The 26,719-nt window shown below is 68.7% G+C and carries 22 protein-coding genes, 2 tRNA genes and 1 pseudogene; 10 read left to right on the top strand and 15 right to left on the bottom strand.

Going from position 1 to position 26,719, the window contains the following annotated elements; all coding sequences use genetic code 11:
• Positions 1–21 precede the first annotated feature (21 nt).
• A complete protein-coding gene (locus tag AB0M08_RS01830) occupies positions 22–663 on the top strand; it encodes a DsbA family oxidoreductase (protein ID WP_364486738.1) in 642 nt (213 codons plus the stop codon).
• A gap of 32 nt (positions 664–695) precedes the next feature.
• Here the strand turns inward: AB0M08_RS01830 and AB0M08_RS01825 are convergent, their stop codons facing one another.
• The 10 genes from AB0M08_RS01825 to gyrB all read right to left on the bottom strand — a co-directional run bounded on the left by AB0M08_RS01825 (position 696) and on the right by gyrB (position 9,339).
• On the bottom strand, positions 696–1,247 hold the full coding sequence (locus tag AB0M08_RS01825; RefSeq protein WP_364487129.1) for a YbaK/EbsC family protein: 552 nt from the start codon (positions 1,245–1,247) through the stop codon (positions 696–698).
• A 139-nt stretch (positions 1,248–1,386) separates the two neighbouring features.
• Complete coding sequence (locus tag AB0M08_RS01820; protein WP_364486736.1) at positions 1,387–1,575, bottom strand: hypothetical protein; 189 nt, start codon at positions 1,573–1,575, stop codon at positions 1,387–1,389.
• 158 nt (positions 1,576–1,733) lie between these two features.
• Positions 1,734–2,333, bottom strand: a complete 600-nt coding sequence (locus AB0M08_RS01815; RefSeq protein WP_364486734.1) for an NUDIX hydrolase — start codon at positions 2,331–2,333, stop codon at positions 1,734–1,736.
• 93 nt (positions 2,334–2,426) lie between these two features.
• Positions 2,427–3,095, bottom strand: a complete 669-nt coding sequence (locus AB0M08_RS01810; RefSeq protein ID WP_364486731.1) for a DUF6461 domain-containing protein — start codon at positions 3,093–3,095, stop codon at positions 2,427–2,429.
• A gap of 144 nt (positions 3,096–3,239) precedes the next feature.
• Positions 3,240–3,312 (bottom strand) — tRNA-Ala (locus AB0M08_RS01805).
• A gap of 7 nt (positions 3,313–3,319) precedes the next feature.
• Positions 3,320–3,448, bottom strand: coding sequence for a DLW-39 family protein (locus AB0M08_RS01800; protein WP_212847121.1), 129 nt, complete (start codon positions 3,446–3,448; stop codon positions 3,320–3,322).
• 193 nt (positions 3,449–3,641) lie between these two features.
• Positions 3,642–3,715 (bottom strand) — tRNA-Ile (locus tag AB0M08_RS01795).
• Between the two features lie 73 nt (positions 3,716–3,788).
• Positions 3,789–4,700: a DUF3566 domain-containing protein gene (locus AB0M08_RS01790; protein ID WP_364486728.1), complete on the bottom strand. Its 912-nt coding sequence runs from the start codon at positions 4,698–4,700 to the stop codon at positions 3,789–3,791.
• A 3-nt stretch (positions 4,701–4,703) separates the two neighbouring features.
• Positions 4,704–7,157 (bottom strand): DNA gyrase subunit A, encoded by a 2,454-nt coding sequence (gene gyrA / locus AB0M08_RS01785; protein WP_364487126.1) that lies wholly within the window; start codon positions 7,155–7,157, stop codon positions 4,704–4,706.
• Positions 7,158–7,386: 229 nt separating this feature from the next.
• Positions 7,387–9,339 (bottom strand): DNA topoisomerase (ATP-hydrolyzing) subunit B, encoded by a 1,953-nt coding sequence (gyrB, locus tag AB0M08_RS01780; RefSeq protein WP_364486725.1) that lies wholly within the window; start codon positions 9,337–9,339, stop codon positions 7,387–7,389.
• A gap of 546 nt (positions 9,340–9,885) precedes the next feature.
• Between gyrB and AB0M08_RS01775 the strand changes: the two genes are divergently transcribed.
• On the top strand, positions 9,886–10,452 hold the full coding sequence (locus AB0M08_RS01775; protein ID WP_364486722.1) for a hypothetical protein: 567 nt from the start codon (positions 9,886–9,888) through the stop codon (positions 10,450–10,452).
• Positions 10,453–10,769: 317 nt separating this feature from the next.
• Here the strand turns inward: AB0M08_RS01775 and AB0M08_RS01770 are convergent, their stop codons facing one another.
• From AB0M08_RS01770 to dnaA, 5 genes and pseudogenes are all read right to left on the bottom strand, one after another.
• A complete protein-coding gene (locus tag AB0M08_RS01770) occupies positions 10,770–11,252 on the bottom strand; it encodes a DciA family protein (RefSeq protein WP_364487123.1) in 483 nt (160 codons plus the stop codon).
• A 594-nt stretch (positions 11,253–11,846) separates the two neighbouring features.
• Positions 11,847–12,977, bottom strand: coding sequence for a DNA replication/repair protein RecF (recF, locus tag AB0M08_RS01765; protein WP_364486719.1), 1,131 nt, complete (start codon positions 12,975–12,977; stop codon positions 11,847–11,849).
• A gap of 3 nt (positions 12,978–12,980) precedes the next feature.
• Positions 12,981–13,859, bottom strand: a pseudogene (gene gnd / locus AB0M08_RS01760) (phosphogluconate dehydrogenase (NAD(+)-dependent, decarboxylating)); the annotation flags it as partial.
• A gap of 34 nt (positions 13,860–13,893) precedes the next feature.
• Positions 13,894–15,027 (bottom strand): DNA polymerase III subunit beta, encoded by a 1,134-nt coding sequence (dnaN, locus tag AB0M08_RS01755; protein ID WP_364486716.1) that lies wholly within the window; start codon positions 15,025–15,027, stop codon positions 13,894–13,896.
• Positions 15,028–17,188: 2,161 nt separating this feature from the next.
• Positions 17,189–19,153 (bottom strand): chromosomal replication initiator protein DnaA, encoded by a 1,965-nt coding sequence (dnaA, locus tag AB0M08_RS01750; protein ID WP_364486713.1) that lies wholly within the window; start codon positions 19,151–19,153, stop codon positions 17,189–17,191.
• A 570-nt stretch (positions 19,154–19,723) separates the two neighbouring features.
• Between dnaA and rpmH the strand changes: the two genes are divergently transcribed.
• The 8 genes from rpmH (at position 19,724) to AB0M08_RS01710 (ending at position 26,009) form a co-directional block, all read left to right on the top strand.
• Positions 19,724–19,861, top strand: coding sequence for a 50S ribosomal protein L34 (gene rpmH, locus AB0M08_RS01745; RefSeq protein ID WP_067702010.1), 138 nt, complete (start codon positions 19,724–19,726; stop codon positions 19,859–19,861).
• An 88-nt stretch (positions 19,862–19,949) separates the two neighbouring features.
• Positions 19,950–20,258, top strand: a complete 309-nt coding sequence (rnpA, locus tag AB0M08_RS01740; protein ID WP_364487120.1) for a ribonuclease P protein component — start codon at positions 19,950–19,952, stop codon at positions 20,256–20,258.
• Entirely contained in the window at positions 20,255–20,512 is a 258-nt protein-coding gene (gene yidD / locus AB0M08_RS01735; protein WP_364486710.1) for a membrane protein insertion efficiency factor YidD, read from the top strand. The genes rnpA and yidD overlap by 4 nt, the downstream gene beginning before the upstream one ends.
• Position 20,513: 1 nt before the next feature.
• Entirely contained in the window at positions 20,514–21,542 is a 1,029-nt protein-coding gene (gene yidC, locus AB0M08_RS01730; protein WP_364486708.1) for a membrane protein insertase YidC, read from the top strand.
• A 138-nt stretch (positions 21,543–21,680) separates the two neighbouring features.
• Positions 21,681–22,259: a R3H domain-containing nucleic acid-binding protein gene (locus tag AB0M08_RS01725; protein ID WP_364486705.1), complete on the top strand. Its 579-nt coding sequence runs from the start codon at positions 21,681–21,683 to the stop codon at positions 22,257–22,259.
• 1 nt (position 22,260) lies between these two features.
• On the top strand, positions 22,261–23,256 hold the full coding sequence (gene rsmG / locus AB0M08_RS01720; protein ID WP_364486702.1) for a 16S rRNA (guanine(527)-N(7))-methyltransferase RsmG: 996 nt from the start codon (positions 22,261–22,263) through the stop codon (positions 23,254–23,256).
• 654 nt (positions 23,257–23,910) lie between these two features.
• The gene (locus AB0M08_RS01715; RefSeq protein ID WP_364486699.1) at positions 23,911–24,957 is read left to right on the top strand and encodes a ParA family protein; all 1,047 of its coding nucleotides are present in this window, start codon (positions 23,911–23,913) and stop codon (positions 24,955–24,957) included.
• On the top strand, positions 24,954–26,009 hold the full coding sequence (locus AB0M08_RS01710) for a ParB/RepB/Spo0J family partition protein (RefSeq protein ID WP_364486696.1): 1,056 nt from the start codon (positions 24,954–24,956) through the stop codon (positions 26,007–26,009). Before AB0M08_RS01715 ends, AB0M08_RS01710 begins: the two co-directional genes overlap by 4 nt.
• Positions 26,010–26,719 lie beyond the last annotated feature (710 nt).

The following is a 26,719-nucleotide window of genomic DNA, read 5'->3' as shown; positions in this document are numbered from 1 at the left end:
CACACCCCCGATCGGAGAAACGTGGACATCCAAGTCTGGTCCGATGTCGTCTGCCCCTGGTGCTACATAGGCAAGCGGCGCCTCGAGAACGCCCTGGCCGAGTTCGGCGGGGAGGTCACGGTGACCTACCGCGCGTACCAGCTGGACGGTTCCCCGGTGCCCGAGCCGCTGCCGATCAAGCAGGTGATGGCCGCCAAGTTCGGCGGCCCGGAGCGCGCCGAGCAGATGTTCGCCCACGTCACCGGCATCGGCGCGAGCGAGGGCCTGGAACTCGACTTCGACCGGGCGATCGCCGCCAACACGTTCACCGCGCACCGGTTGATCGCCTGGGCCGCCGGGCAGGAACGGCAGGCCGACATGCTGGACGCCCTGCAGCGCGCCCACTTCACCGACGGCGTCGACATCGGCTCACCCAAGGCCCTGGCCGAGGTGGCCGGCGCGATCGGTCTCGACACCGCGGCGGCGCTGGCCTACCTGGAGTCGGACGCCGGCACCGGGGCGGTCGACGCCGACATCGCCGAGGCCCGCGAGCTCGGCATCACCAGCGTCCCCACCTTCGTCATCGACGGGAAGTATGCGGTCCAGGGCGCCCAGGAGTCGGCCGCCCTGGTCTCCGCGTTCGAGGAGATCGCACGTCGCGAAGACGTCGACGCCGATCGATAACGTTTCACGTGGAACAACATCGACGAGTGTCGTCAGGCGACCTCGCGGGCCAGCCCTTCGATCACCTCGGCACCCGGTAGCGCCCCCAGGGCCGGTCCGGCGATGGCGATCTTGCTGTGCCGGACCCCGGATCCGATGATCACGTGCGGCGCGGCGATCACCCGGCTGTCGACCAGGATCGGCCAGGACGCCGGGAGGCCGATCGGGGTGATCCCGCCGTACTCCATGCCGGTGATCGCGACCGCGTCGTCCATCGGCGCGAAGCTGGCCTTCCGGACGTCCAGCAGGCGGCGGACCGTCCCGTTCACGTCGGCGCGGGTGGTGGCCAGCACGACGCAGGCCGCATACCGGGTGACCTCACCACGGCGGCCGGCCACGATCACACAGTTGGCGCTCTCCGCGAGGGTCACGCCGTACGCCGCACAGAACGCCGCCGTGTCGGCGAGAGACGCATCGATCGGCGCCACCAGAACCTGGTCGGCGTCGATCGGCGCGTCCTCCGGCCAGACCTCCAGGGCCTCGGCGACCGGATCGGCGAGCAGGTCGGGGCGGGACCGAGCGGGCTCGGTCTTCAGGGTTCCCATCACGCCCGCCATCATCGCCCACCCCGGCCGCAGCTCCGGCACTCCGCCGCTCCGGCACTCCGGCACTCCGGCCCCGGGTTTCGGCCGAGGCCGGAGCGGCGGAGCGGCGGCCTCAGGTTTCGGCCGATCATGCCGATCGTCAGAGGTTGTGGAGGAGCGACGGAAAGGACGTGTCGGAACGGTCAGCGGGCTGGCCCTGATGACCGGTGCCACCGCACTGGCCGCGGTCGGCGGGGGACACCATTCGCTCTTCGCGACCGTGCTCCTCGGCGCGCTGGCTCTCGGCATGGCGCACGCCTTCACCGTCGAGATCCAGCGGCAGGCGCACCGGCGTACCGGGCGCTGGGGCCGGCCCGACGTGATCAATGTCGTGCTGCTGGCGAGCTGGGCCTTCGGCGCCCTGGCGATCGCCCTGCCCGGCTTCGCGTCCCTGCCGGTCCGTGTCCTCGGGCTCCTGCTTGCCGTCAGCTACGCCGCGGGCTCCGCCTACTTCGTCGTGGAGCGCCGCCGTACGATCGGCGGCCCGCTGCCCTCCGCGGCGGCGCCCGCCGAGCCCGCGGAACCCACCGGGCCCCCGTCCCGGTCGTCATCCGAGCCCTCGCCCGGGTCCCCCTCCGAGCCGTCGTCCGAGCTCGATGGGACCGCGCTGGTGGAGGCCGAGTCCTCCTCGGCGTAGTGCCGCTCGGATACCACCGTCGGCAGCACCACCATCAACGGTGGCACCGGCACGCCCCGGGTCTCGATCGGCAGCTCCGGCACCGGCAGCCAGTCCAGCCCGAGCGGCTCGGGACCGGACCCGTCGTCCTGGCCGAGGCGTGGCTCGCCGTCGGCCACCGAGACCGAGAAGACCGACGTCATGCCGGACGGATAGGGCATCTCCAGGACGTACCGCAGGTCGCTGACGACCAGGCCGGTCTCCTCGAACACCTCGCGCCGCACGGCCTCCTCGGGCGTCTCGCCCGGCTCCAGTCCGCCGCCCGGCAGGGTCCACCACTCGCCGCCACCGGATCGCCGGCTGCGCTCGTGCACCATCAGCACACGGCCGTCCCGGACGATCACGGCAGCGGCCCGTCTTCGTTCGCTCACGATTCGCAGGCTAACCGGAGGAACTGTGATGCGCAGGATTCCTTCATTCCTCTGTGGATAACCGGCACAGCCGCAGACCGGGCAAACGCGTACCTATGCATTCGGAACGGTGACCAGCAGATACGTCCGCTCGGCCAGCAGCGCTCCGGAGAGTGACAGTCCTATTCGACCCTCCACGAAGGTAAGAGCGGCTTCGGTGGGATCCATCACGTTCGTCCCGCCGATCAGGCCGGCCTCACTCATCGCGGTCACGTAGTCACCCGGACGGCTGCCACCCCACTTCTCCGGGTACGCCGAGTCGAAGTCGAGCTCGAGCTCCCCGTCCCGGTAGACCCGCAGCTGCCCGCGCCGGTCCGCGTCACACCGGTACGCCACCACCTCGGTCTCCGCGGAGAGCGGCGCGACGAGGTTCCCGGCCATCCCCAGCCCGCCGGCGTCCTCGACGATCAGCGTCCACGTCCCGAGGTTCGCCAGTCCCGCGAAGAAGCGCCCGGTCCCGTCCCGTTCGCCGTCTCCCGGTCCGACGATCTGTGCCCACAGCACCCGCTCGTCCCCGGTCGCGCCGAGCCGCTCGGTCACCTCGGCCGGCGTACGCCCCTTGACCAACGTCAGGCAGAAGCCGCGCCCCAGTTGCCCGTCCTGCGCCGCCCAGACGTGCGCTGCGCCCTCGGCACCGCTCGGCTCGGGTTCGACCGCCTGCGCCTCCCCACAGCCCGCGAGAGAGGCCAGCAAGACCCCGAGAAGCACCACACGCCGTTTCACCGGCCCAGTGAACCAAACATCCGCGCCACCGGTCGCCCCGATGTGAACAACTGTCGCCTCCATCGCGACGTGAAACACAGCCACCACGCCCGCGGACACGAAAAAGCCGTCCGCGTCAGCGGACGGCTAAGGTCGATCATCGTGTGGAGCCCAGGAGAATCGAACTCCTAACCCCCGCCTTGCAAAGGCGGTGCTCTGCCAATTGAGCTAGGGCCCCCAGCGCCTCAGCGCAGATCCGGCGCCGTAGTCGCCTCGTGCCACAGCGCCCGCTCATCACTGGACGCCTTGACCTTCTTCACCACCAGCGCCGCAGCCCCAACCACAGCCGCCACAATCAAAAGCTTCTTCAGCATCTCGTCACCCAACCCCTAGGCTTCCAAGAGCACGAACAAAACCCAAACCCAGCGCGTACGAGAAAAGGAAGCGCAAGAGAGAAACGAAGCACAGCCATCGCAACGCGGGGTTTCAGGGGGCTCGGCCCCCTGAGCAGACATGACGAGATGGTCCGGCTCGCGGTGTTTGCGAGCAGGACCATCCACCATCTCGTGGGGCTAGATGGAATCGAACCATCGACCTCAGAGTTATCAGCTCTGCGCTCTAACCGACTGAGCTATAGCCCCTCGTGCGGGATGAACGTTACCGCATCGGGTTGCGAGCCACCAAAACGGGGGTGGCCCGCAACCCGGCCGATCGTCAGTCGCGTTCGGCGAGCGTCAGCTCGATGCCACCGACCAGGTCGGCGCAGACGTTGTAGATGAACGCACTGAGCGTGGCCAGCGCGGTGAAGAGCACCACATTGACCGCGCCGATCAGCATCGACGTGCCGATCACGCCCCAGGCGGTGATCTGGAAGCCGCCGGACGAGCCGGTCTCCGAGCCACCGCTGGCGTTGACCAGTTCCTTCAGGCTGCTGTTGATCGAGCCCCAGACGCCCATCGTGTCGAGCGCGAGGTAGAGCACCGAGGTCGCGACGACCACCACGATGAACAGCACGATCGAGACGGCGAACGAGAACTTCATGACGGACCAGGGGTCGATCCGCTTGAGGTTCAGCCGGGCCCGCCGGGGTCCGCGCGCCGCGGCCGAGGAGACCGTGGAGCGGGCCGAGCGGACCGCTTCGGAGACCCGGGCCGCCCCGACCGCCGCCGCGCCCGCCACGCCGCCCGCGGGGGGCGCCGTGCGCTGCTTGGTGGCACCCGTCGTGCTGCCGGGCGTACCGCTGTTGCCCAGGGTCGTCGGGCGGGCCGAGGCCGACGCGGACGCCGGCTGGGCGATACCCGGCACCGACGAGGTGCCCCGGCTGGCCGGGGTACCCGGCGCGGCTCCCTTGCCCTTGGTGACGACGGGCACCGCCGCCGTGGCCTTCGCCACGGCGGGCGCACCCGGACGTTTCGCATCCGCATCCGCACCCGCGGCAGACGGCTCACTCGGCGGCGGGGCCATGCCCGGCGCCCGGGTGAACTTGGGCGGGGACGAGGCCTCGGCGGGGACAGCGGCGCGCCCAGCGGTCTCGCGCCCGTTCGGTGCGGCACCGTCCTTCTTCGCCGCATCGTCCGGAGTCGCTGAGGTTCCCTGGCCCCCCGACTTCGCCTGTGTCTCCGGCATCAACTAGTCCTGTTCGTCAGGCTCGTCGGCATTGCGAGCAAGCGCCACGATGGTTACACCTTCTGGGAGGTCCATCAGCTTGACCCCCATTGTGTTCCGATCCCGTGTGCGCCGTACAGGCTTCACGGGAGTCCGGATGACACCACCATTGCTGGTGATGGCAAACAGTTCATCCTCCGGGCTGATCACCAGAGCACCGACAAGTCCACCACGACGCTCGGTGATCTTCGCGGTGAGCACCCCCTTGCCGCCACGTCCCTGTACCGGATACTCCTCGATGGGTGTGCGCTTCGCATACCCACCATCGGTGGCGACCAACACATCCAGATCCTCGCGAACCACTTCCATCGCCAGGAGCTCGTCGTTGTCGCCGAATCGCATACCGATCACACCGGACGTCGCGCGGCCCATCGGGCGTAGCGCCTCGTCGGTCGCGTTGAAGCGGATGGCCTGCGCCTTCTTGGAGACCAGCAAGAGGTCTTCCTCAGGTGCCACCAGTGCCGCGCCCACCAACTCGTCATCCTCCCGCAGGTTGATGGCGATGATGCCACCGCTGCGGTTGGAGTCAAATTCGTCCAGGCGGGTCTTCTTCACGAGCCCATTCTTGGTGGCGAGCACAAGGTAGGGCGCGACCTGGTAGTTCGGGATCTGGATGACCTGGGCGATGTGCTCGTCCGGCTGGAAGGCCAGCAGGTTCGCGACGTGCTGTCCCTTCGCGACGCGGGCCGCCTCGGGCAGCTCGTACGCCTTCGCCCGGTACACCCGGCCCTTGTTCGTGAAGAAGAGCATCCAGTCGTGCGTCGAGATCACGAAGAAGTGCGAGACGATGTCGTCCTGGCGCAGGGAAGCGCCGCTCACGCCCTTGCCGCCGCGCTTCTGCGACCGGTACAGATCGACCTTGGTGCGCTTCGCGTATCCGGTACGTGTGATCGTCACCACAACGTCTTCCCGCGTGATGAGGTCCTCCATGGAGACCTCGCCGTCGAACGGGATGATCTGGGTGCGCCGCTCGTCCCCGAACTTCTGGACGATCTCGCCGAGTTCGTCCGAGATGATCGCCCGCTGCCGCTCCGGCTTGGCGAGGATGTCCTTGAAGTCGGCGATCTCCAGCTCGATCTTCGCGAGCTCGTCGACGATCCGCTGCCGCTCCAGGGCGGCGAGGCGGCGCAGCTGCATGTCGAGGATCGCGGTGGCCTGGATCTCGTCGACGTCGAGCAGCGTCATCAGGCCCTGGCGGGAGTCCTCCACCGTGGGCGAGCGCCGGATCAGCGCGATGACCTCGTCGAGCATGTCGAGGGCCTTGGCCAGACCGCGCAGGATGTGCGCCCGCTCCTCGGCCTTGCGCAGCCGGTACGCGGTCCGCCGGCGGATGACCTCGATCTGGTGCTCGACGTAGTACCGGATGAACTGCGCCAGGTTGAGCGTCCGCGGCACCCCGTCGACCAGCGCCAGCATGTTGGCGCCGAAGGTCTCCTGCAACTGGGTGTGCTTGTAGAGGTTGTTCAGCACCACCTTGGCGACCGCGTCGCGCTTGAGCACCAGGATCAGGCGCATACCGGTACGACCGGACGACTCGTCCCGGATGTCCGCGATACCGGTGAGCTTGCCCTCCTTGACCAGCTCGGCGACCCGCTCGGCCAGATTGTCCGGGTTCACCTGGTACGGCAACTCGGTGACCACGAGACACGGCCGGCCGCGCGCGTCCTCCTCCACCTCGACGACCGCGCGCATCCGGATCGAGCCGCGCCCGGTCCGGTACGCGTCCTGGATCGCCTGCTGTCCGACGATCAGGCCGTAGGTCGGGAAGTCCGGCCCCTTGACGATCTCCAGCAGCGCCTCGAGCGTGGTGGCCTCGTCCGCGTCGATGTTGTCCAGGCACCACTGGACGGCGGCCGCGATCTCCCGCAGGTTGTGCGGCGGGATCTTGGTGGCCATGCCGACCGCGATGCCCTCGGAGCCGTTCACCAGCAGGTTCGGGAACCGGGCCGGCAGGATCGTCGGCTCCTTGGTACGCCCGTCGTAGTTGTCCTGCATGTCGACGGTGTCCTCGTCGATGTCCCGCAGCATCTCCATTGCCAGCTGGGACAGCTTCGACTCGGTGTACCGCATGGCCGCCGGCGGGTCGTTGCCGGGCGAACCGAAGTTGCCGTTGCCGTCGATCAGCGGGTACCGCAGCGACCAGGGCTGCCCCATCCGGACCAGGGCGTCGTAGATCGACGAGTCACCGTGCGGGTGGTAGTTGCCCATCACGTCGCCGACCACGCGCGCGCACTTCACGTACCCGCGGTCGGGACGGAAACCGGCGTCGTACATGGCGTACAGGATCTTGCGGTGCACGGGCTTCAGGCCGTCGCGGACGTCGGGCAGCGCACGGCCGACGATGACGCTCATCGCGTAGTCGAGGTACGAGCGCTGCATCTCGACTTCGAGGCCTACGGGCTCGACGCGCTGGGTCACACCGCCGCCGGTCTCCTCCTGGGTTTCGTCGCCGTCAGGGGGTTCGGGAGTGTCAGTCACTGTTAACCCTTACTCAAGGTGAAACCAGACATATGCGGCTCAAGGCCCGCAAATTGCTGTGGATAACACTGTGGAAAGTGGCCACTGCCTGTGGACACGTGACGACTGGTCGACTGTCTCGGCAACGGCCTCGTCAACCGTCGCGTCGACCGTCGCGTCAGATGTCTCGTCAGATGTCGAGGAACCGGACGTCCTTCGCGTTGCGCTGGATGAACGATCGCCGAGCCTCGACGTCCTCGCCCATCAGCACGCTGAACAACTCGTCCGCCACGGCGGCGTCGTCGAGGGTCACCTGGCGCAGCGTCCGGGTGTCCGGGTTCATCGTGGTGTCCCAGAGCTCGTGGAAGTTCATCTCGCCGAGACCCTTGAACCGCTGAATGTCGTCCGGCTTGGCGTTCGCCTTCTTCTGCTGGCGCAGCGCGATCAGCCCGTCCCGCTCCCGGTCGGAGTACGCGTACTGCGCGTCGTCGCCCCGCTTGTTCCACTTGATCTTGTACAGCGGCGGGGAGGCCAGGTAGACGTGCCCGTGCTCGACCAGCGGCCGGACGAACCGGAACAGCAGGGTGAGCAGCAGCGTCTGGATGTGCTGGCCGTCGACGTCGGCGTCGGCCATCAGGATGATCTTGTGGTACCGCAGCTTGCCGATGTCGAACTCGTCGTGGATGCCGGTGCCCATCGCCGTGATCAGCGCCTGGACCTCGTTGTTCTTCAGCACCCGGTCGATCCGGGCCTTCTCCACGTTCAGGATCTTGCCGCGGATCGGCAGGATCGCCTGGATGCGGCTCTCCCGGCCGGACTTGGCCGAGCCGCCGGCCGAGTCGCCCTCGACGATGAACAGCTCGGTCTCGCGCGGGTCGGTGGACTGGCAGTCGGCCAGCTTGCCCGGCATCGAGCCGGACTCCAGCAGCGACTTGCGGCGGGCCAGCTTGCGGGCCTGCTGGGCGGCGAGCCGGGCACGGGCCGCCTGGTCGGCCTTCGTGATGATCAGCTTGGCATCCGCCGGGTTGCGGTCGAACCAGTCGGCGAGCTGCTCGTTCGCGACCTTCTGCACGAAGCTCTTCATGTCGGTGTTGCCGAGCTTCGTCTTGGTCTGTCCCTCGAACTGCGGCTCGCGCAGGGTCACCGAGATGATCGCGGCGAGACCCTCGCGGATGTCCTCACCGGACAGTTTCTGGTCACCCTTGAGGAACTTCTTCTCGGTGCCGTACTTGTTGACGATCGTCGTCAGCGCGGCGCGGAAGCCCTCCTCGTGGGTGCCGCCCTCGTGGGTGTTGATCCGGTTGGCGAAGGTGTAGACCGACTCGCCGTACGACTCGTTCCACTGCATGGCGATCTCGACACCCATGCCGGCGTCGTTGTCCTCGGTGCCGAACTCGATGACCGTCTTGTGGATGGCGCTCTTGGTGGCGTTCAGGTGCCGGACGAAGTCCGAGATGCCACCCGCGTACATGAAGGTGACCTTGTAGGCCCCGCCGTCGTCCTCGGCCGACTGGGGCCGCTCGTCGACGAAGTTGATGGTCAGCCCACGGTTCAGGAACGCCATCTCCTGAAGCCGGCGGTAGATCGTCTGGCGGTCGAACTCCACCGTCTCGAAGACGTCCGGGTCCGGCCAGAACTGCACGGTCGAACCGGTGTGCTCGGTCGTCTCGCCCTTGATCAGCTCGCTCGGGACGGAGGCGGTGTACTTCTGCCGCCAGACGAAGCCGACCTTGTGGATCTCGACAGCCATCCGGCTGGAGAGCGCGTTCACCACCGAGACGCCGACGCCGTGCAGACCACCGGAGACCTTGTACGCCTGGCCGTCGAACTTGCCGCCGGCGTGCAGCACGGTCAGCGCCACCTCGACGCCGGGCTTCTTCAGCTTGGGGTGCAGGTCGACCGGGAAACCACGGCCGTTGTCGGTGACCGAGACCCCGCCGTCGGCGAGCAGAACCACGTCGATCGTGTCGCAGAAGCCGGCCAGCGCCTCGTCGACCGCGTTGTCCACGACCTCCCAGACCAGGTGGTGCAGACCGCGCTCACCGGTCGAGCCGATGTACATACCGGGACGCTTGCGAACCGCTTCCAGGCCCTCGAGCACGGTAATCGACTCGGCGCCGTATTCCTGCTTGTTCTCTGCCACCCTCGGCCACTTTCTCGCACCGGGCCCCGAGGGACCCCGCACGGGGTTGGCGGACTCGTCGGCGGCGGGTTCGGCACGCACGGAAGCAGCACAGATGACACCGCGGGGAGAGCGGACCACCGGTGGAACCGTGCACGCCGGTCGCCGCGGTCGGCCCGCGGATCGTGATCGGCTGGAAAAACCGCATAGCGTGACGAAGGTGGCTGCGCGTAGCAGCTCCGCCACCGTCAAGCACAGTTTTCCCGGTCACTGTCAATCCTACTCCGCCGAAACGAGTTGGCGAGGGTGCGGCACCCCTTCCGGGTGCCTGAGAGACACGTAGCGCGATTCAAGCCGCTACCCACGTCTCCCCCTACACGGAACAGCCACCCCGCACAATGGCAAACGGCTGCGGCTGTTTCACCGGTCTGGCGCGCCTGCCACCGCCGCCCGGCACTCGCTGCGACACTGCCTGTGCCCGGCAGACGGTGGTGTCGTAGCCTCGCCCGCGCGGGAGTAGTTCGGCGCAGGCTGCCGCAAGGTCAGGTCGAGGAAGGGTTTGCCCCGATGGCGCACGACAAGGGCCTGGACAACGTGGCGGTGCACTGGCCGCGGACGAACCAGTATTACGACCCGGTGGCTCCCGCCGAGTTCGTCGACTTCGGCGCGATCGCGGACGCGCCCGAGATCGCCGCACCGACGGGGGCGCTGGCACTGCACATCGCCAAGACCGGGACGGTGCGCGCGACCGCGTACACGGAACTGGTCGATCTTCTCCTGGGTCTGGCCGGTGTGCTCTACGCCACCGACGCCGCCGCCGAGGACGAGGACCCGGTGATCGATCCGGACGGTTGCGCCTGGATCGCCGGCGGCCTGGAACGCTTCGTCGAGGGCCACGAGAAGTTCGGCGACCTGGTCACCTTCGACACGGTCGCCGAGGTGATGCGCACCGCGATCGCCGGCGGCCGCCTCCCCGAGCAGCAGCTGCGCTGGCTCGACCACCGGATGGCCGCGCTGCGCGACGACGCCGGCAACGCCCCGCACTGGAGCTTCGCCCGCACCGAGCTGGCCGTCCTGGCCGGTTTCTATCGCCGTTGCGCCGAGCGCGGTTTCGCTGTCTTCGCGGACTATTGAGAACCTCCTGTCGCGGCTGGGTGGGGCGTACAGACCGCTGCTCCCGCCGAGGGTCGGGCCGGGGCCCAGCTTCGCTGCCCCTGGCCCTCCACGTGCGTGAGCGGTCGCGCTCACCCCGCGTTCGCCCCGCCCCCACCGGCCTCGCCGCCCGCCCCGCCCGCACGGACATCAATCCCCGCCCCGTCGGCACGGGCCGCACCACCCAGCGCGGGCTCGCCGGCGCCGGGCGAACGCACCGGGCACCGCGACGACCGTCACCAGCCACCGCCACTCGGCCCGGTGCCCGCCATCGACCGATATAGCCGCTCAGGCCTCACTCAGCCGTAGGTGTCCCGCGGACCGCGCCCCTGCACCCGCAGCGTGCCCCGGCTCCACGACGGCGCCGCCGGCCCGTGGATGTTCAGCCTGGTCACCACGTTGTGCCCGACCTCGTCGGCGATCTGCTTCAGCAGCCGCCCGGTCAGCATCCGCAGCTGGGTGGCCCAGGCCGTGGACTCCGCCTCGACGGTGAGCACCCCACCCTCCAGCTTCAGCGGCCGGCTGTGCGAGGCGATGTCCTCCCCGACGACCTTCTCCCAGGCCCCGAAGACGGTCGCCTCGGCCTTCGGCTTCTCCCAGCCGCGCGCCTTCATCAGCCGTTCCAGCACCGTCCCGAAGAGCTGGGGATCCCGCGGGTCCGGCCCCGGCCCGGAGTACCCGCGCAGCCGCTTCTCGCCGCCGCCCGCCCCGGTCCGCCTCCGTGGCTTCCGCATGGCCTCGCGCCGTTTCGCCAGCGCGGCGTCGAGCACGGCGCGCGCCAGCTCCGGCCCGGCCTTCCCGTCCCCGACACCGTGAAACGCCTCGGGCCCGGCATTCTGGCCGTTCCCCGCGCCCGCCGCGTTCCCCACTTTCCCCGCGTCGTTCACGCCGTCGGCCGCCTCCGCCGGGCGCCCGTTCACCGATCTGCGCTCACTCCGCGGCACAGCATCCTCCCCGACCACATCGTGAACTCCCGCCCGCCTCGGCAAGACCCCAAGGCTGACACACCCCCACCCAGAGTCCCAGCAATCATGGCGCTTTCCCCGCCCCGCCACACTCCGCCCGAAGAATCGTCTCAGCGAGCCCGAGAGTCCCCGAACACCCCGCACCCACCCTCGCCCCCGAGATCACACCCCAAACTCCCCACACGCCCCGCTGAACCCCGTTCGCGCCCCACACGCTCACCCACCCCGATCCGCTCACCGCCCGCCTTACTCCCGCCCGCACGCCGCCCACGGCCCGCACGCGTCGTGCACGACGCAGCCCGCAGCCCGTGGCACCCCGGCCGTCACCTACCCACGATCCGCCGACATGTGACCTTCGAGCGCAAAAAGGTGGCCCCGCAGGCGGGGTGACCGGAATCCGTACACGGCGGGTCAGACCGCTCGGGTCACCGCGCCGGTCGTCACGTCGTAGCGAGCGCCGCGCAGGCTGGCCGGCACGTCCTCGGGGACCGCGCAGGTGACCAGGAGCTGGGCGGCGTCCGAGACCAGGGCAGCCAGCCGATCCCGGCGCCCGCCGTCCAGCTCGGCGAAGACGTCGTCGAGCACCAGCACCGGCTCGATCCCGTCCGAGCGCAGCAGGTCGTACGCCGCCAGCCGCAGCGCCAGCGCGAACGACCAGGACTCGCCGTGGCTCGCGTACCCCTTGGCCGGCAGCTCGCCGAGCGTCAGCGTCAGGTCGTCCCGGTGTGGCCCGACCAGCGTGGTGCCCCGCTCGATCTCCGCGGTCCGGCGTTCTTCGAGGGAGGCGAGGAGCGCCGCCTCCAGCGCGGACCGGTCCGGGGTGAGCGATTCACCGAGGCGGGACGCGTACGCGATCGAGGCGGCCGTCCGCCCGGCGGCCACCGCGTCGTACGCCTTGGTCAGGTGTGGCCCGAGCGCCGCGGCCAGCTCCAGACGCCCGGCCAGCAGCTCCGCGCCGTGGTGGGCCAGGTGCTGGTCCCAGACCGCCAGCGTGGAGAGGTCCTGCCCGCGGTTCCCGCCCACCTTCCGGGTCAGGTACGCCGTCCGCAGAAGGGCGTTGCGCTGCTTGACCACCCGGTCGTAGTCGGCGCGTACCCCGGCGAACCGCGGCTGCCGGGCGACGAGGAGATCGTCGAGGTAGCGGCGCCGCTCGGAGGGGTCGCCGCGGACCAGTTCGAGGTCCTCCGGGGCGAAGAGCACCATCCGCAGGGCGCCGAGCACCTCACGGGGACGGCGTACCGGAGAACGGTTCAGGCGTGCCCGGTTCGCCTTGCCGGGGACGATCTCCAGCTCGACCAGGAGCTCTCGTCCATCGTGGACCACCGCGCACCGGATCACCGCCGAGGCGGCCCCCGCCCGGACCAGTGGCGCGTCGGTCGCCACCCGGTGACTGTCCAGAGTGGCCACGTAGCCGAGGGCCTCGATGAGGTTGGTCTTGCCCATGCCGTTCTGGCCCACCAGCACGGACACGCCGGAATCGAGATCGACGGCAACCCGCTCGTAGGAACGGAAGTCGACGAGCTCGACCCGGCGTACGTGCATGGGTCAGCGCTTGACGGCGTGGCCGCCGAACTGGTTGCGGAGCGCCGCGACGGCCTTCATCGCCGGCGAGTCGTCCTGGCGGGACGCGAACCGGGCGAAGAGCGACGCGGAGATGACGTGGGCCGGCACGGCGAGGCGGACGGCCTCGTCGACGGTCCAGCGGCCCTCGCCGGTGTCGTCGGCGTACCCCTTCAGGGCGGCCAGCTTCGGGTCCTCGTCGAGGGCCCGATCCAGCAGGTCGAGCAGCCACGACTTCACGACGCTCCCCTCCCGCCAGCTCTTGATGACCGCCGGCACGTCGTCGATGTGCTCGGACGCCTCGAGGATCTCGTACCCCTCGGCGTACGCGTGCATCAGGCCGTACTCGATGCCGTTGTGCACCATCTTGGCGTAGTGGCCGGCGCCCGGGCCGCCCGCGTGGGCGAAACCGAACTCACCGGCCGGCTTCAGCGCCTCGAAGATCGGCATGCAGTGCGCCACCGTCTCCTTGTCGCCGCCGACCATCAGGGCGTACCCGTTGGTCTTGCCCCAGACGCCGCCGGAGACGCCGACGTCCATGTACTTGATGCCCTTCTTCGCGAGCCGTTCGGCACGCGGGGCGTCGTCGGTGAACTTGGAGTTCCCGCCGTCGATGATGATGTCGCCGGGCGACAGCACCTCGGCGAGGGCGTCGATGGTGTCCTCGGTGATCTGGCCGGACGGGACCATGGTCCAGATGACTCGCGGCGCTGACAGCTTCCCGGCCAGGTCGGCCAGGTCGGCTGCGTCGCTGATGTCCTTGTTCTGGTCATAGCCGACGACCTCGTGCCCCGCGGCACGAAGTCGGTCCCGCATGTTCCCACCCATTCGGCCGAGACCGATCAGGCCGAGTTGCATGGTCTTCCCCCTAGATGACGCGAATGTTCCTCGCTCAGTATCAGCGCGTTACCCGGATCGGCATGATCAGATAGCGGTATCCCGGGATGATTTCGCCGCTTTCGCCCGCGGGCGAGATCACAGCGGGCTTGAACGCGTCGACGAACGAGAGCACCGCGGTCGGGGCACCGAGGTTCTGCAGGCCGTCGATCAGGTACTGCGGGTTGAAGCCGATGGTCAACCCCTCGCCGGTGAACTCGGCCTCCATGGCCTCGCTCGCCCGCGCCTCCTCGGTCGTGCCGGCCTCGACCACCAGGCCGTCCTCCCCGAAGCTGAGCAGCACCGGGGTGGTGCGCTCGGCGACCAGGGCCACGCGGCGGACCACCTCGACCAGGGCGGCGACGCTGACCCTGGCATCGGAGTTGTGCGACGCCGGGAACAGGGAGCGCACCGGCGGGTAGTTCGCGCCGTCCAGCAGGCGGCTGGTCGTGCGCCGGGTACCACCGGCGAAGCCGATCATGCCCTCGCCGGCGCTGCCCTGGGCGAGAGCCAGGGTCACCGAGCCGCCGATCGGGCCGAGCGCCTTCGCGGTGTCGTTCAGCGTCTTCGCCGGGACGAGGGCGTTGAGGCTGATCTCCGGGTCGTCCGGGTTCCAGTCGATCTCGCGCATGGCGAGCCGATAGCGGTCCGTGGCGAGCATCGCCATCTTGGTGCCGTTCAGCTCCAGGCGGACGCCGGTCATCATCGGCAGCGTCTCGTCCCGGCCCGCCGCGATGGCGACCTGCGAAACCGCTGAGGCGAACGTAGCGGCGTCGACAGTCCCGGTGCTGGACGGCATCTCCGGAAGGGCCGGATAGTCCTCCACGGGCATCGTGGGGAGCGTGAAACGGGCGCTCCCGCAGACGAGCTCCAGATGCGCACCGACCGCGGCGATGTCCACCGGCTTGCCCGGCAGCGCCTTGGTGATCTCGGCGAGCAGCCGACCGGAGACCAGTGCGGCGCCGTCGGCGTCGGCCTGGACCTCGACGGTCACCTGGCTGGAGACCTCGTAGTCGAAGCCGGACACCTGCAGGCGCCCGTCGGTGACCCGGAGCAGGACGCCGGCGAGCACCGGAACCGATGGCCGGCTGGGCAGGCTCTTGGCTGTCCAGGCCACGGCGTCGGCGAGTGCGTCTCGCTCCACCCGGAACTTCATGCTGTCCTCCGCGATGCTTCCTCTACGGGGCGTGGACCCCACTGAACTCTATGGCTCCGGTGCTCTCTGTGCGCGCCCGACCCCGGTGCCACGAGCACCGGCTCTCGAAGGCCTGGCAAAGACCTCAGTCTCCGGTGCCGTACGCCGAACCGGAGGGGCGAGTCGCTCCGGCCTTGCTTCTGGTGCTGATCAGACCTTGCCCCGAGCCCAGCTGGAAGCGGAGCAACCACACCTTCCACAACGCTGATCATTGCTTTTTGTTCTTCTATTAGAGAGAGATAAGTCGTAATCATAGGGCCTGTGCATACTGTGGAAAACCTGCGTTAGTGCTGGTCAGAGAGTTATCCACCGGTGAATCACATGTGGGTAACCGGGGTACAAACTCCGGTGTTTGTCCACAGGCTTGATCGTCTGGAGACGTTGTCCACGGCTATCCACTGGTTATCCACCGGTTATCCACGGGGTTTATCCCCCGACCTGTGGATAACGCTGGGACGGTACCGCTTCGTTGTCCCCAGATCCTTCAACAGGATATCCACAGCCGTCCACAGACACTGGGCAAGGCCCTGTGACCGTCCGTGTCTGTCCACATCGATTTCCACAGAACTAGTCCACTGTCTGTGGATAACGAGGGCCCTCGTTATCCACCGTCTGGGGAAAACGCCTGTGGACGCCTGTGGATAGCTGTGGACAACGTTGGCACGAAACTGACCCGTCCCGACGTTGACAAGAGGCCCCGGACCGTACTCAAAAATAGGCGTTGACCAGCGTCGATCAAATTGGTTAAAGCTTCAAACTGTGGGTGAATCTGTGGAAAACCCGGTGTAGAACCCGTGGATAACCTGGGTATAACTAGTGTTACTGCTGGTCAGAGCCGATCAGCTGACTATCTTTGCACGTGACTAAAGCCTGTGGATAACGCGGGAAGCCCATTGTCTGGCGTCGTCTAGTCACGTTTCCGTTGTCATTCGCCTACTCCACGGAACCCCCGCATCCGGTCTGTGGAATGCGCTCCGGTGCTTCCCCGCCCTCCGGTTGTCAATGACTGGGGATAACCCTGCTGACCTGCGAGGACGCCAGGATTCAGGGCTGTGGAAAACATTCGTCCCGACTGTTTCCACAGGCTGTCCCCAGGGCCCCGGCACAGCCGTCACCGGCGGTGAGACCCCGGCGAGCGACGTCGGCGAGCGACGTTCGGCCGCGGAGGTGGTCGGCGAGCGGCGCTCGGCCGTGGAGGTGGTCGACGAGCGGCGTTCGGCCGTGGAGACGTCGAACGCACACGACGCTGTGGATGGTGGGCGGCAGACGCACCCGATCGGGGACCGTGTGCGTGTCCGGCCCCAGGGAGGGCGCCAGGGGTCCACGATCCGTCATTGAGTCCCCCACCGTCCGGCTCGAAGGAGATCGTGACGCTGCTGGTCATTTCTGGACCGCCCGGGTGGGACGCCGGATCCCGCGGCGAGTGCCCGTCCGGAACACTCGCCCCCGCGGATCGCCGATTCCATCGGCCGGGTTTCGGTCGGCCAGGTTTCGGTCGCGGGCCCGCCGGGCGGCGTGCCCGCAGGCGGTGGGCCGGCCGTCCAGGGTGCCTCGGCCGGTCCGGCTGGCGCTCCGGGGTGCCTCGGCCACGGTCGGCTGGCGATCCGGGGTGTCTCGGGCGCTCCGAGTGACCCGTGAACGCCAGCCGCGCCGGGAAAGCTGGCGCTCACGGGTCACTCCAGCCCGCCGACACACCCCTGAGCACCAGCCACCAAGATCCAACCCGTAGTTGATCATGAAATGTTGATCAAGTCCGGCCGGTCGGGGCCCACCCCGACCGGGGGAAACCCCCATCCCTCACGGAACAGTGGCAGAAAACGGTGATCTTGGCCCGGGGCCCTGTGGACGAACCCTGGCTGTGGATAACCCCCGACCCGGACCATGACCGGGAACGCCCACCCCCGCGACCCCACCGGCGACGGTCCCGCCGGAATGGGCCAGCGGGGTCGATCGTGTGCGTGCACCGCGCTGCTGCCGAGTGGTGAGCGGGTAGCACGTGGCGTGAGGTGGGCAGCTCAGACCGGCGGCCGGGTGAGGGCGGGACGGAACGCCTGGCCGCCGGCCGCGAAGCGGGGGCGGGGCCAGGTGCGGTTGAGAGCGAGGAGGCCGCGTACCCGAGAGATCAGGTGTTTTGTTTGATGCGGTTTGTCAGTTCGGCGATCTGGTTGTAGAGCGAGCGGCGTTCGGCCATGTGCTGGCGGATCTTGCGGTCGGCGTGCATGACCGTGGTGTGGTCGCGGCCGCCGAACGCCTGGCCGATGCGGGGCAGGGAGAGGTCGGTCAGCTCGCGGCAGAGGTACATCGCGACCTGGCGGGCGTTGACCAGGACGCGGCTGCGGGAATGGCCGCGCAGGTCCTCCAGCGAGACTCCGAAGTAGTCGGCGGTGGAGACCATGATCTGGTCGGCGGTGATCTCCGGGCCGGCGCCGTCCGGCATGAAGTCGCGCAGGACCTCCTCGGCCAGTGACAACTGCACCGGGGAGCGGGTCAGGCTGGCGAATGCCGTCACCCGGATGAGGGCGCCCTCGAGCTCGCGGATCGAGTTGGAGACCCGGGACGCGATGAACTCCAGCACGTCGTCGGGGGCGTACATCCGCTCCTGGGCGGCCTTCTTCTGCAGGATGGCGATACGCGTCTCGAGGTCCGGTGGCTGGATGTCGGCGAGCAGGCCCCACTCGAAGCGGGTGCGCATCCGGTCCTCGAGGGTGGCCAGCTGCCGCGGCGAGCGGTCCGAGCTGATCACGATCTGCTTGTTGGCGTTGTGCAGCGTGTTGAAGGTGTGGAAGAACTCCTCCTGCGTCCGCTCGCGGTTCTCCAGGAACTGGATGTCGTCGATCAGCAGGATGTCGACGTCGCGGTAGCGGCGCTGGAACGCCTGGGTCTTGTCGTCCCGCAGGCTGTTGATGAAATCGTTGGTGAACTCCTCGGTCGACACGTAGCGCACCGAACGGGCGTGGCCCAGTGTGGTGGCGTAGTGGCCGATCGCGTGCAGGAGGTGGGTCTTGCCCAGCCCGGAGCTGCCGTAGATGAACAGCGGGTTGTACGCCTTGGCCGGTGACTCCGCGACGGCCACCGCCGCGGCGTGCGCGAACCGGTTGGACGAGCCGATGACGAACGTCTCGAACATGTACTTCGGGTTGAGGCGGTTCCCGTCCTGGCCGCCCGGCCGCGGGTTGCTGCCCGGGACGCGCAGGTCGACCGGGGGACGCCCGGGCCCGTTGTCCCCGGCGCGGCTCGGCATCTGCTCGTCCCGGCGAAGCATCTGCTCATCACGGCGCAGCATCGGGTCGTCCCGGCGGACCGGGAGGACCGGCTCGGCGGGGTGCCGCTGGTTCTCCCGCAGCGCGGCGGGGTCGGCCGGGTGCCGCTGGGCCGACGACTCGTTCGGGGACTGCGGGGTCTCGTACTCGGGCGTCTTCTCCGGGATGCGCGCGCCGGCCGGATGGTTCATCGGCGTCTGCGGCAGCGGCGATGCCTGCGGCATCGTCGGTGGCATGGTGGGCGGCATCGGGTCCGCGAAGAGTGCTTCCTGGCCGTCGCGGGCGGAGGGCACGTTTCTCGGGTACGCCGGGGGCAGCGTGGAGTGCTGTGCCGAGCCGGTCGGATAATCCTCGGGGGTCCGGTCCGGGGGCCCGAAGGCGGGCGGCTGCTGATACGGCAGCTCGGGTGTCCGCCCATGCCCCGGGTAGGCGGGCAGCTCCTGCTGGAACGAGCCGTTCGGGTACTGCGGGGGCTCGGCGTAGTGCCGGGGCTGCGGCTCCTCGAACGCCGGCGGGGCGGGCTCGACCGGGCTGCCGTAGACGGTGCCGGGCATACCCGTGCCGTCCTCCGGGGGACGTACGGTCACGGCCACCTGGATGGGGCGGTTGAGACGGCGGGTCAGGGCCTCGGTGATCGCCGGGCGGAGCCGGGACTCGATCACGTCACGGGTGAACGCGTCCGGAACGGATAGCAGGGCGGTGTCCTCGACGATCGCCCGCAGTCGGGTGAGCTGAAGATAGGCGCGCTGCTGAGGTGAGGCGATTTCGTCGGACAATTCGCCCAACGTGTCCTGCCACACCCCGCTCAGGTCGACCTGATCGGTCACCGCCGCGCCACCCCCATCGCCACCGACCCCCGGTGGAGTTTGTGTCCGGCCTTCCGCCTGGTGCCTGTTCCGGCTACCTCAGCCCAGCACAGTTAACGTGCTGAACACGCACGGCGCCACCTGCTATCCACAGGTTATCCACAACCCGTGGCGGAGCCGGTGGCGCTCCCGGCCGGAACGTCGGCAGATTTACCGGAGCCTGTAGCGGCGCGGGCTGAAAACAGGCTCACCGTGGCGAACGATCCACCTGCTTGTCCGGTTTTGGCCGCCGCTTCGCGGTATGCGAACGACCGGGTAAGACCAGCAACCGCGCACGCTAACAGCGGCTGCCGTGCTACTACAACCGCCCTGCGGACCACCCCTGCACGAGGGCAGGAAAAGATTCACTTTGTGCGTGGAAGGACCAGGCGATTCTCCTGGGGGTTCCCCCATGTCGGCGTGCCGACCCAGGATATGGTTGACCACTGCAACCGCCCTGCGTAGGGTTGAGCGGTTGCTCCGCCGCACTCTGCTAAAGTGGCGTCTTGCAGCGGATGCCCCCTGGTCGAAGTACGAAGACGGAGTTCTGACGTGAGCAAGCGCACTTACCAGCCGAACAACCGCCGGCGCGCCAAGACCCACGGCTTCCGGCTGCGCATGCGCACCCGTGCCGGTCGCGCCATCCTTTCCTCCCGCCGGGCTAAGGGCCGCGGGACCCTCTCGGCCTGACAGCTGACGCTGATCAGGTCGGAATGTCCAGGTAGTCGTGCTGTCCGCAGCGCAACGCGTACGGCGTAGCGCGGACTTCGCCGCGGCGATCCGTGGTGGCCGTCGAGCCGGTCGCGGGACCCTGGTCGTTCACCTGCTTATCGACGATGAGCCGGCGCACGCCTCCACGGCGTGTGCCGGCTTCGTCGTATCCAAAGCAGTGGGAAACGCGGTGGTGCGCAACAGGGTCCGCCGGCGACTGCGGCACCTGGTCCGTCCCCTGCTGGACGGGCTGCCCGACGGCACCTCATTGGTGGTCCGGGCACTACCCCCCGCGGCCGACGCGACCAGTGCCGCGCTCGGTGCCGATCTGGAGGGGGCCCTGGCGGCGGCGCGCAGGCCCCGGAGACCGCGATGAGCCTGGCTGCCCGGCTCATGACGGCTGCGGTCGTCGCGTACCGTCGATACTTGAGTCCGGCGCTGCCGGCCCGCTGTCGGTTCTACCCCTCGTGCAGCGCGTACGCCCAGGAGGCGCTGGCGCGGCACGGTGCGTTGAAGGGTACGGGCCTGGCGATCTGGCGGCTCTTACGTTGTCATCCCTTCCACCCTGGCGGGTACGACCCGGTGCCTGACCCGATCCGTCACCGTCCTGCCGATGTGACTGGAGCTTAGATTGAGTCTCGACTGGATCTACTACGCCATTTCGTGGATCCTCCTCCGCTGGCACGCCCTCTGGGACGCGATCGGGGTATCCGACGGTCGCGTGCTCGGGACCAACTGGGCCTGGGTCCTCTCGATCTTCTTCCTGGTGGTGACGCTGCGCGTCATCCTCTTCCCGGTCTTCGTCAAGCAGATCAAGAGCCAGCGCGCCATGCAGGCGCTGCAGCCGAAGGTCAAGGAGCTGCAGGAGAAGCACAAGGGTGACCGGGAGACGCTCCAGAAGGAAATGATGGAGCTGTACCGGACGGAGAAGGCGAACCCGCTGATGGGCTGCCTTCCGATGTTCCTGCAGATTCCGGTCTTCCTCGGCCTCTTCCACGTGCTGCGCCACCTGAACCCGAACCTCTCGGACAAGTTCAAGGTGCTGTACGGCTGGTCGCTGGAGCAGTTCAACAGCGCCGCCGGTGCGCACCTCTTCAACGTGCCGATCAGTGCCAAGTTCGGCTCGACTCAGGCGGAGCTCGACGCGCTCGGCGCCAACGCCACCACGGTGAAGATCCTCGCCGGCATCCTGATCCTGACGATGATGGCGACCACGTTCCTCACCAGCCGTCAGATGATCCTCAAGACCGGCTGGGCCGAGGACCCGCAGCAGAAGATGGTCCAGCGGCTGATGCTCTACGGCATCCCGTTCTCGCTGCTGATCTCCGGTTCGCTGTTCCCGATCGGTGTCGTCATCTACTGGGTGACCAACAACCTCTTCACCCTGGCCCAGCAGCAGTGGGTGCTCCGCAAGTTCCCGCCGCCGCAGACCGCGAACAAGGCCGGCTCGGCGGCCCGCACGTCGTCCGGCTCGGCGAATCGTTCCGGTGACGCCAAGAACCCGGTGCAGCCGGCGCGGACCGGTGGCCTCTTCGGCCGCAAGCCCGCCCCGGAGCCGGTCGGCCCGGTGGTGGACACCAAGGCCCTGGCGCCCAAGCCCGGTGCCAAACCGGTGAACCCGAAGAAGGGCACCCGGCCGGCGAACAAACCCAAGGGATGATCGCGGCGCGGGGTCCGGTTCGCCGGACCTCGCGCGCTCCCCTTGCAGAGACCTCCCCGTGTCGCGTACGCACATCGAGCGGCGCGGGAAACAGCGGACCGATCTCGGTCGGGCCCGAGTGACAACGGAGATGAGACCGTGACCGACACCAGCACTCCCCCCGCTTCCGACTCATCGGCGGAGGCCCTCGCTACGACCGCGACCCCGGCCGCCGAGGGCACGGAGGAAGCTAAGAAGTCGGAGACCGTCGCCTCGGACAGCGACCTCTTCCGGCAGAGCGAGATCGCGGCCGACTACATCGAGGGTCTGCTCGACATCCTCGACTACGACGGTGACATCGACGAGCTGGTCTCCGCGGGCCGGCCGATGGTCGAGGTGGTCGGCGGCCGGCTGCAGCCGCTCGTCGGCCAGCGGGGCGCGACCCTCGAGGCCCTTCAGGAGCTGACCCGCCTGGCGATCTTCCGCGCCACCGGTTCGCCGAGCCGGCTGCTGCTGGACATCGGCGGCTACCGCGCCAGCCGCCGTAAGGAGCTGGCCGCCGTGGCCCGCAACGCGGTGGAGAAGGTCAAGGAGCACGGCGAGCCGGTCCGCCTGGAGCCGATGTCCGCCTTCGAGCGCAAGTGCGTGCACGACGTGGTCAACGCGATCGCGGGCGTGCAGAGCGAGTCCGAGGGCGTCGAGCCCAGCCGGCGCATCGTGGTGCGTGTGGCGGACTGACATGACTGACCCACGCCACGGCGCGGGTGACCTCGGCCCGGGCGTTTCCTCGCCCGGGCCGACGTCTTTCCCCGCCACTTCTCAACCCACTTCTTCCGGGTACGCGTCACGCCCCGGCCTCCGTCCCGTCCCCTCCCCGGGCTCCGGTTCTCCGGTCTCGGGGGATCCTGGCGCCGTTTCCTCGTCGTCCTCGTCCACATCGGTGGGCTCCTCCGATGTTCCCGGGGTCTCCGCCGACCCGGCGCCGGTCGACGCCCGGCGTCCGCCGGAGGAGGTTGCCCGGGCCGCGGCCGAGGTGTTCGGGGAGCGGTTGGAGCTCGCGGGGCGGTTCACGCAGTTGCTCGCCACCGAGGGCGTGGTGCGGGGCCTGATCGGGCCGCGGGAGACGCCACGGCTCTGGGAGAGGCACCTGGTCAACTGCGGTGTTATGTCCCAGTTATTCCCTTTCGGGTCTTCAGTCGTCGACGTCGGATCTGGTGCTGGTTTGCCCGGTATCGTGCTGGCAGTGGCTCGACCCGATCTGGTGATCACGCTGGTGGAGCCGCTGGCACGACGTACCGCCTTCCTCACCGAGGCGGTCGACGAGCTCGGCCTGGACAACGTCACGGTCGTGCGCGGGCGTGCGGAGGAGGTCGCCGGTCACCTGGCGGCCGACATCGTCACCGCCCGGGCCGTCGCGGCGCTCGACAAGCTGGCCGGCTGGTGCCTGCCGCTGGCCCGTACCGGGGGCCTGCTGCTGGCGCTGAAGGGGTCCTCGGCGGCCGAGGAGATCGCCGACCACACGGCGGCGATCGCGCGGCTCGGCGGCGGCGAGCCGGTCATCCGGATCTGCGGGGAAGGGCTGATCGAGCCGCCCGCCACGGTGGTCGAGATCGTCAAGGAACGGGACGTCGTGCCGGTACGGGAGAAGAAGACGTCGTCCGGGCGGGCGGCCGGCTCCGGGAACTCCGGAGCCGGTGGGCGTGGGGCTGGGCGGAGGAGATCGCGGAGGGGCTAGATGGGCAGCAGGCGGGGTGCGCGTAAGCGGGATCGGCGGAAGGGGCACCCCGCCGGTGAGGTTCTCCCGGAGCGTTCGAGTTCGGGGTCCGGGCCGGATGTTTCCCGTGAAACCAAGACTGTTCGCGGGGGCGGGCGCGCGGTGGGCGGGCTCGGGCGAGGGCTGGGGAGTGCACCCGGTGGTTCCGTTCAGGACGGGACGACGGCGCCGATAGTGCACCCGGGTGGTTCCGGGGCCGCCCCTATGGAGGGAATCGGTGAATCTCCTGTCGTGGGCGGGCGGGGCCAGACGGGAGAGGTGCGGTTGGGTGCGGGCTCCGGGCGTACCGGAAAAGGGTCTTGGGAAGTTGCTGGAGAGACCGAGGGCGCCCAGCTCGGGGGAGCGATGCGCCTTGTGTCGGGTGTCTGGGCTTTTGTGCCCTCCGTGGAGGTCGAGGGCGGAACGTTGCGCGCGACTCATCCGGCTGCGGAGCATAGCGGCGTTCGCCCGACGGCCGTAGGCTGGCCAGGCGTCGATAGTGTTGACCGGATCTCTCCCGCCGGGACGCACGAATCGCCGGCCGACCCATTCCTAGCCAACAGGGATAAAGCGGTGCATGAGTACGGTGTTTCACGTGAAACCGAGTCGCCTCTCGACCGGCAGTCGGGAGTGGGCATGAACGGACTCCACCCCGCCGAGCAGGGTGTTCCACAGCCTCGCGTGGGTGGATACGAACCATCGGCCTCCGCGGGGTACGGTTACGGCCCATCTTCGACCTCGGCGACGCCGGTGTCCGCGGCCCCGAGCCATCCCGACGAGCATGTTTCACGTGAAACGCCGGGCGCGGATGAGGACGATCCGCCCCTGGCCATGGAAGCGTTGCGAGCTGTGCAGATCCTGAATCCGAGCGGCGAGATCATCATGCCGCGGCCGGACCACCCACGGGTGATTTGCGTCGCCAACCAGAAGGGCGGCGTCGGTAAGACCACCACCACGGTCAACCTTGCCGTGGCGCTCGCGCTTCACGGCAACCGGGTGCTGGTGGTCGACCTGGACCCGCAGGGCAATGCCTCCACCGGTTTGAACGTGCCGCACCACGCCGGCGTCCCGGACGTCTACGACTGCCTGATCGACAATGTGCCACTGGCCGAGGTGGCCCAGCAGGTCGAGGGCATCCCGAACCTCTTCTGCGTGCCGGCGACCATCGACCTGGCCGGCGCGGAGATCGAGCTGGTCTCGGTGGTGGCGCGTGAGTCTCGGCTGTCCCGGGCGATCTCCGGCCACCCGGAGAAGTTCGACTACGTCTTCATCGACTGCCCGCCGTCGCTCGGTCTGCTGACGGTCAACGCGCTCTGTGCGGCGCAGGAGGTGCTGATTCCGATCCAGTGCGAGTACTACGCGCTGGAGGGTCTCAATCAGCTGATCAACAACATCAACCTGGTACGCCAGCACCTGAACCCCACGCTGGACGTCTCCACCATTCTGCTGACCATGTACGACCGGCGTACGCGCCTGGCCGACGCCGTGGAGCAGGATGTGCGCAACCACTTCGGGACCAAGGTCCTGAACGCGGTGATTCCCCGGAACGTGCGGGTTTCGGAGGCTCCCAGCTATGGTCAGTCGGTGATGACCTACGATCCGGGTTCACGAGGCGCAACGAGTTACTTCGAAGCGGCTCTGGAGATCGCGATGCGTGGCGTCAACACAGGAGGCACGGCATGAAGAACCGTCCGCGGGGTGGCTTGGGTCGCGGCCTAGGCGCACTGATCCCCACGGCGCCTGCTGCCGAAGCGCCCGCCGAGGCGGTCGTCGCACCCGAGTCGATGCCGGTGTCGGCGCCTCCGGTCTCCGCCGTGCCGGCTTCGCTTGCTGCGGTCGGATCGATCGCACCCGCCGTTCCCACGCCTCCGGCCGTGCTCGCCGAGAATGAGCTTGCTCCGGTGCCGGGGGCCCGCTTTGCCGAGCTGCCCGTGTCGTCGATCGAGCCGAACGCCAAGCAGCCGCGGCACGTCTTCGACGAGGAGGCGCTGGAGGAGCTGAAGACCTCGATCCAGGAGGTCGGCTTCCTGCAGCCGATCGTGGTTCGGGACGTCGGCGACGGCCGGTTCGAGCTCGTCATGGGTGAGCGCCGCTGGCGTGCCGCCCAGGCCGTTGGACGGGACACGATTCCGGCGATCATCCGGGACACCCGTGACGATGCGATGCTGCGGGATGCGCTGCTGGAGAACATCCACCGGGCCAATCTCAACCCCCTGGAAGAGGCGGCGGCGTACCAGCAGCTGCTGGAGGAGTTCGGCGCCACACACGAGGAGCTGGCCCGGCGGATCGGTCGCAGTCGGCCGCAGATCTCCAACACCATCCGGCTGATGAGCCTGCCGGCGCCGGTTCAGCGCCGGGTCGCCGCCGGGGTGCTGTCGGCGGGTCACGCCCGGGCACTGCTCGGTCTCGAGGACAGCGAGGCTCAGGAGAAGCTCGCCCTGCGCATCGTCGCCGAGGGCCTGTCGGTCCGCGCGACCGAGGAGCTGGTCCGGCTCACCCCGTCCGAGAGCCCGGCGAAGAAGCCGCCGGCCCGGCGGGCGAAGGTGCACGCGCCTGCGCTGAACGATCTGGCCGACCGTCTGTCCGATCGTTTCGACACCCGGGTGAAGGTCGACATCGGCCGGAACAAGGGCAAGATAACGATCGAGTTCGCCACGGTCGACGACCTCGAGCGGATCGTCAGCATGATCGGCGTCGAGGAAGAGGGGAACCGGGCGGAGACCGAGGCGGAGTAGCCCTCCCCGGTTCGCCTCTGCGTTCGGCAGATGGAAAGGCACGCGGCTTGAGCTGCGTGCCTTTTTCGTTGTCAGCCCCGTCGTCGATTCCGGCCGCGGACCGATTTTTGCTTCTGTCAGAGCCATTCTCCTGAGGTTTCACGATCTTGCCCACCCGGCGGCTGGACCGTTTTGAATGCGAGTATTTGCCGTATTTGCCGTATTTGCCGGTTTGATGGGTTGGGCGGGGGCCTCCCCTTCTTCGCCGTCTCTTTCGCGGCTTCTGCCGCTGGCTTTCCGCCATCACGGATGATGGCGACATTGCCGACTGGGGGGAATGAGCGCCAGCCTCCGCTCTTCTACTGAGTCCGTGCAGAGTCGGGATCCTTCTCGAGTCAGCCAGCGGAACACCCATGTTTCTCAGCAACGGGCAACGCCGCCGTGCTGTGACTGCGGTTCGCCGGACGGGGGCAATCACGGGAACTTGGCATGCAGTCCACGTGATCTACACGATGGCCGTAGTAGACAGGGCCGGCACCGAGAAGTGACCATCTCTCGCCCGGCGCCGGGCGCCGGGCTCTTCACAGCCGCGGTTGGAATGGGCCACCGCCTGGGCTAGCGTCCGTCGACGCCGGGACGCCGGGACGCCGGGACGCCGGGACGCCGGGACGCCGGGACGCCGGGACGCCGGGACGCCGGGACGCCGGGACGCCGGGACGCCGGGACGCCGG

Origin of the sequence: Actinoplanes sp. NPDC051851 (assembly GCF_040681165.1) — a bacterium.
Classification (GTDB): domain Bacteria; phylum Actinomycetota; class Actinomycetes; order Mycobacteriales; family Micromonosporaceae; genus Actinoplanes.
The sequence above is the reverse complement of the archived record's forward strand: the minus strand, read 5'-3'. Positions and strand labels throughout refer to the sequence as shown.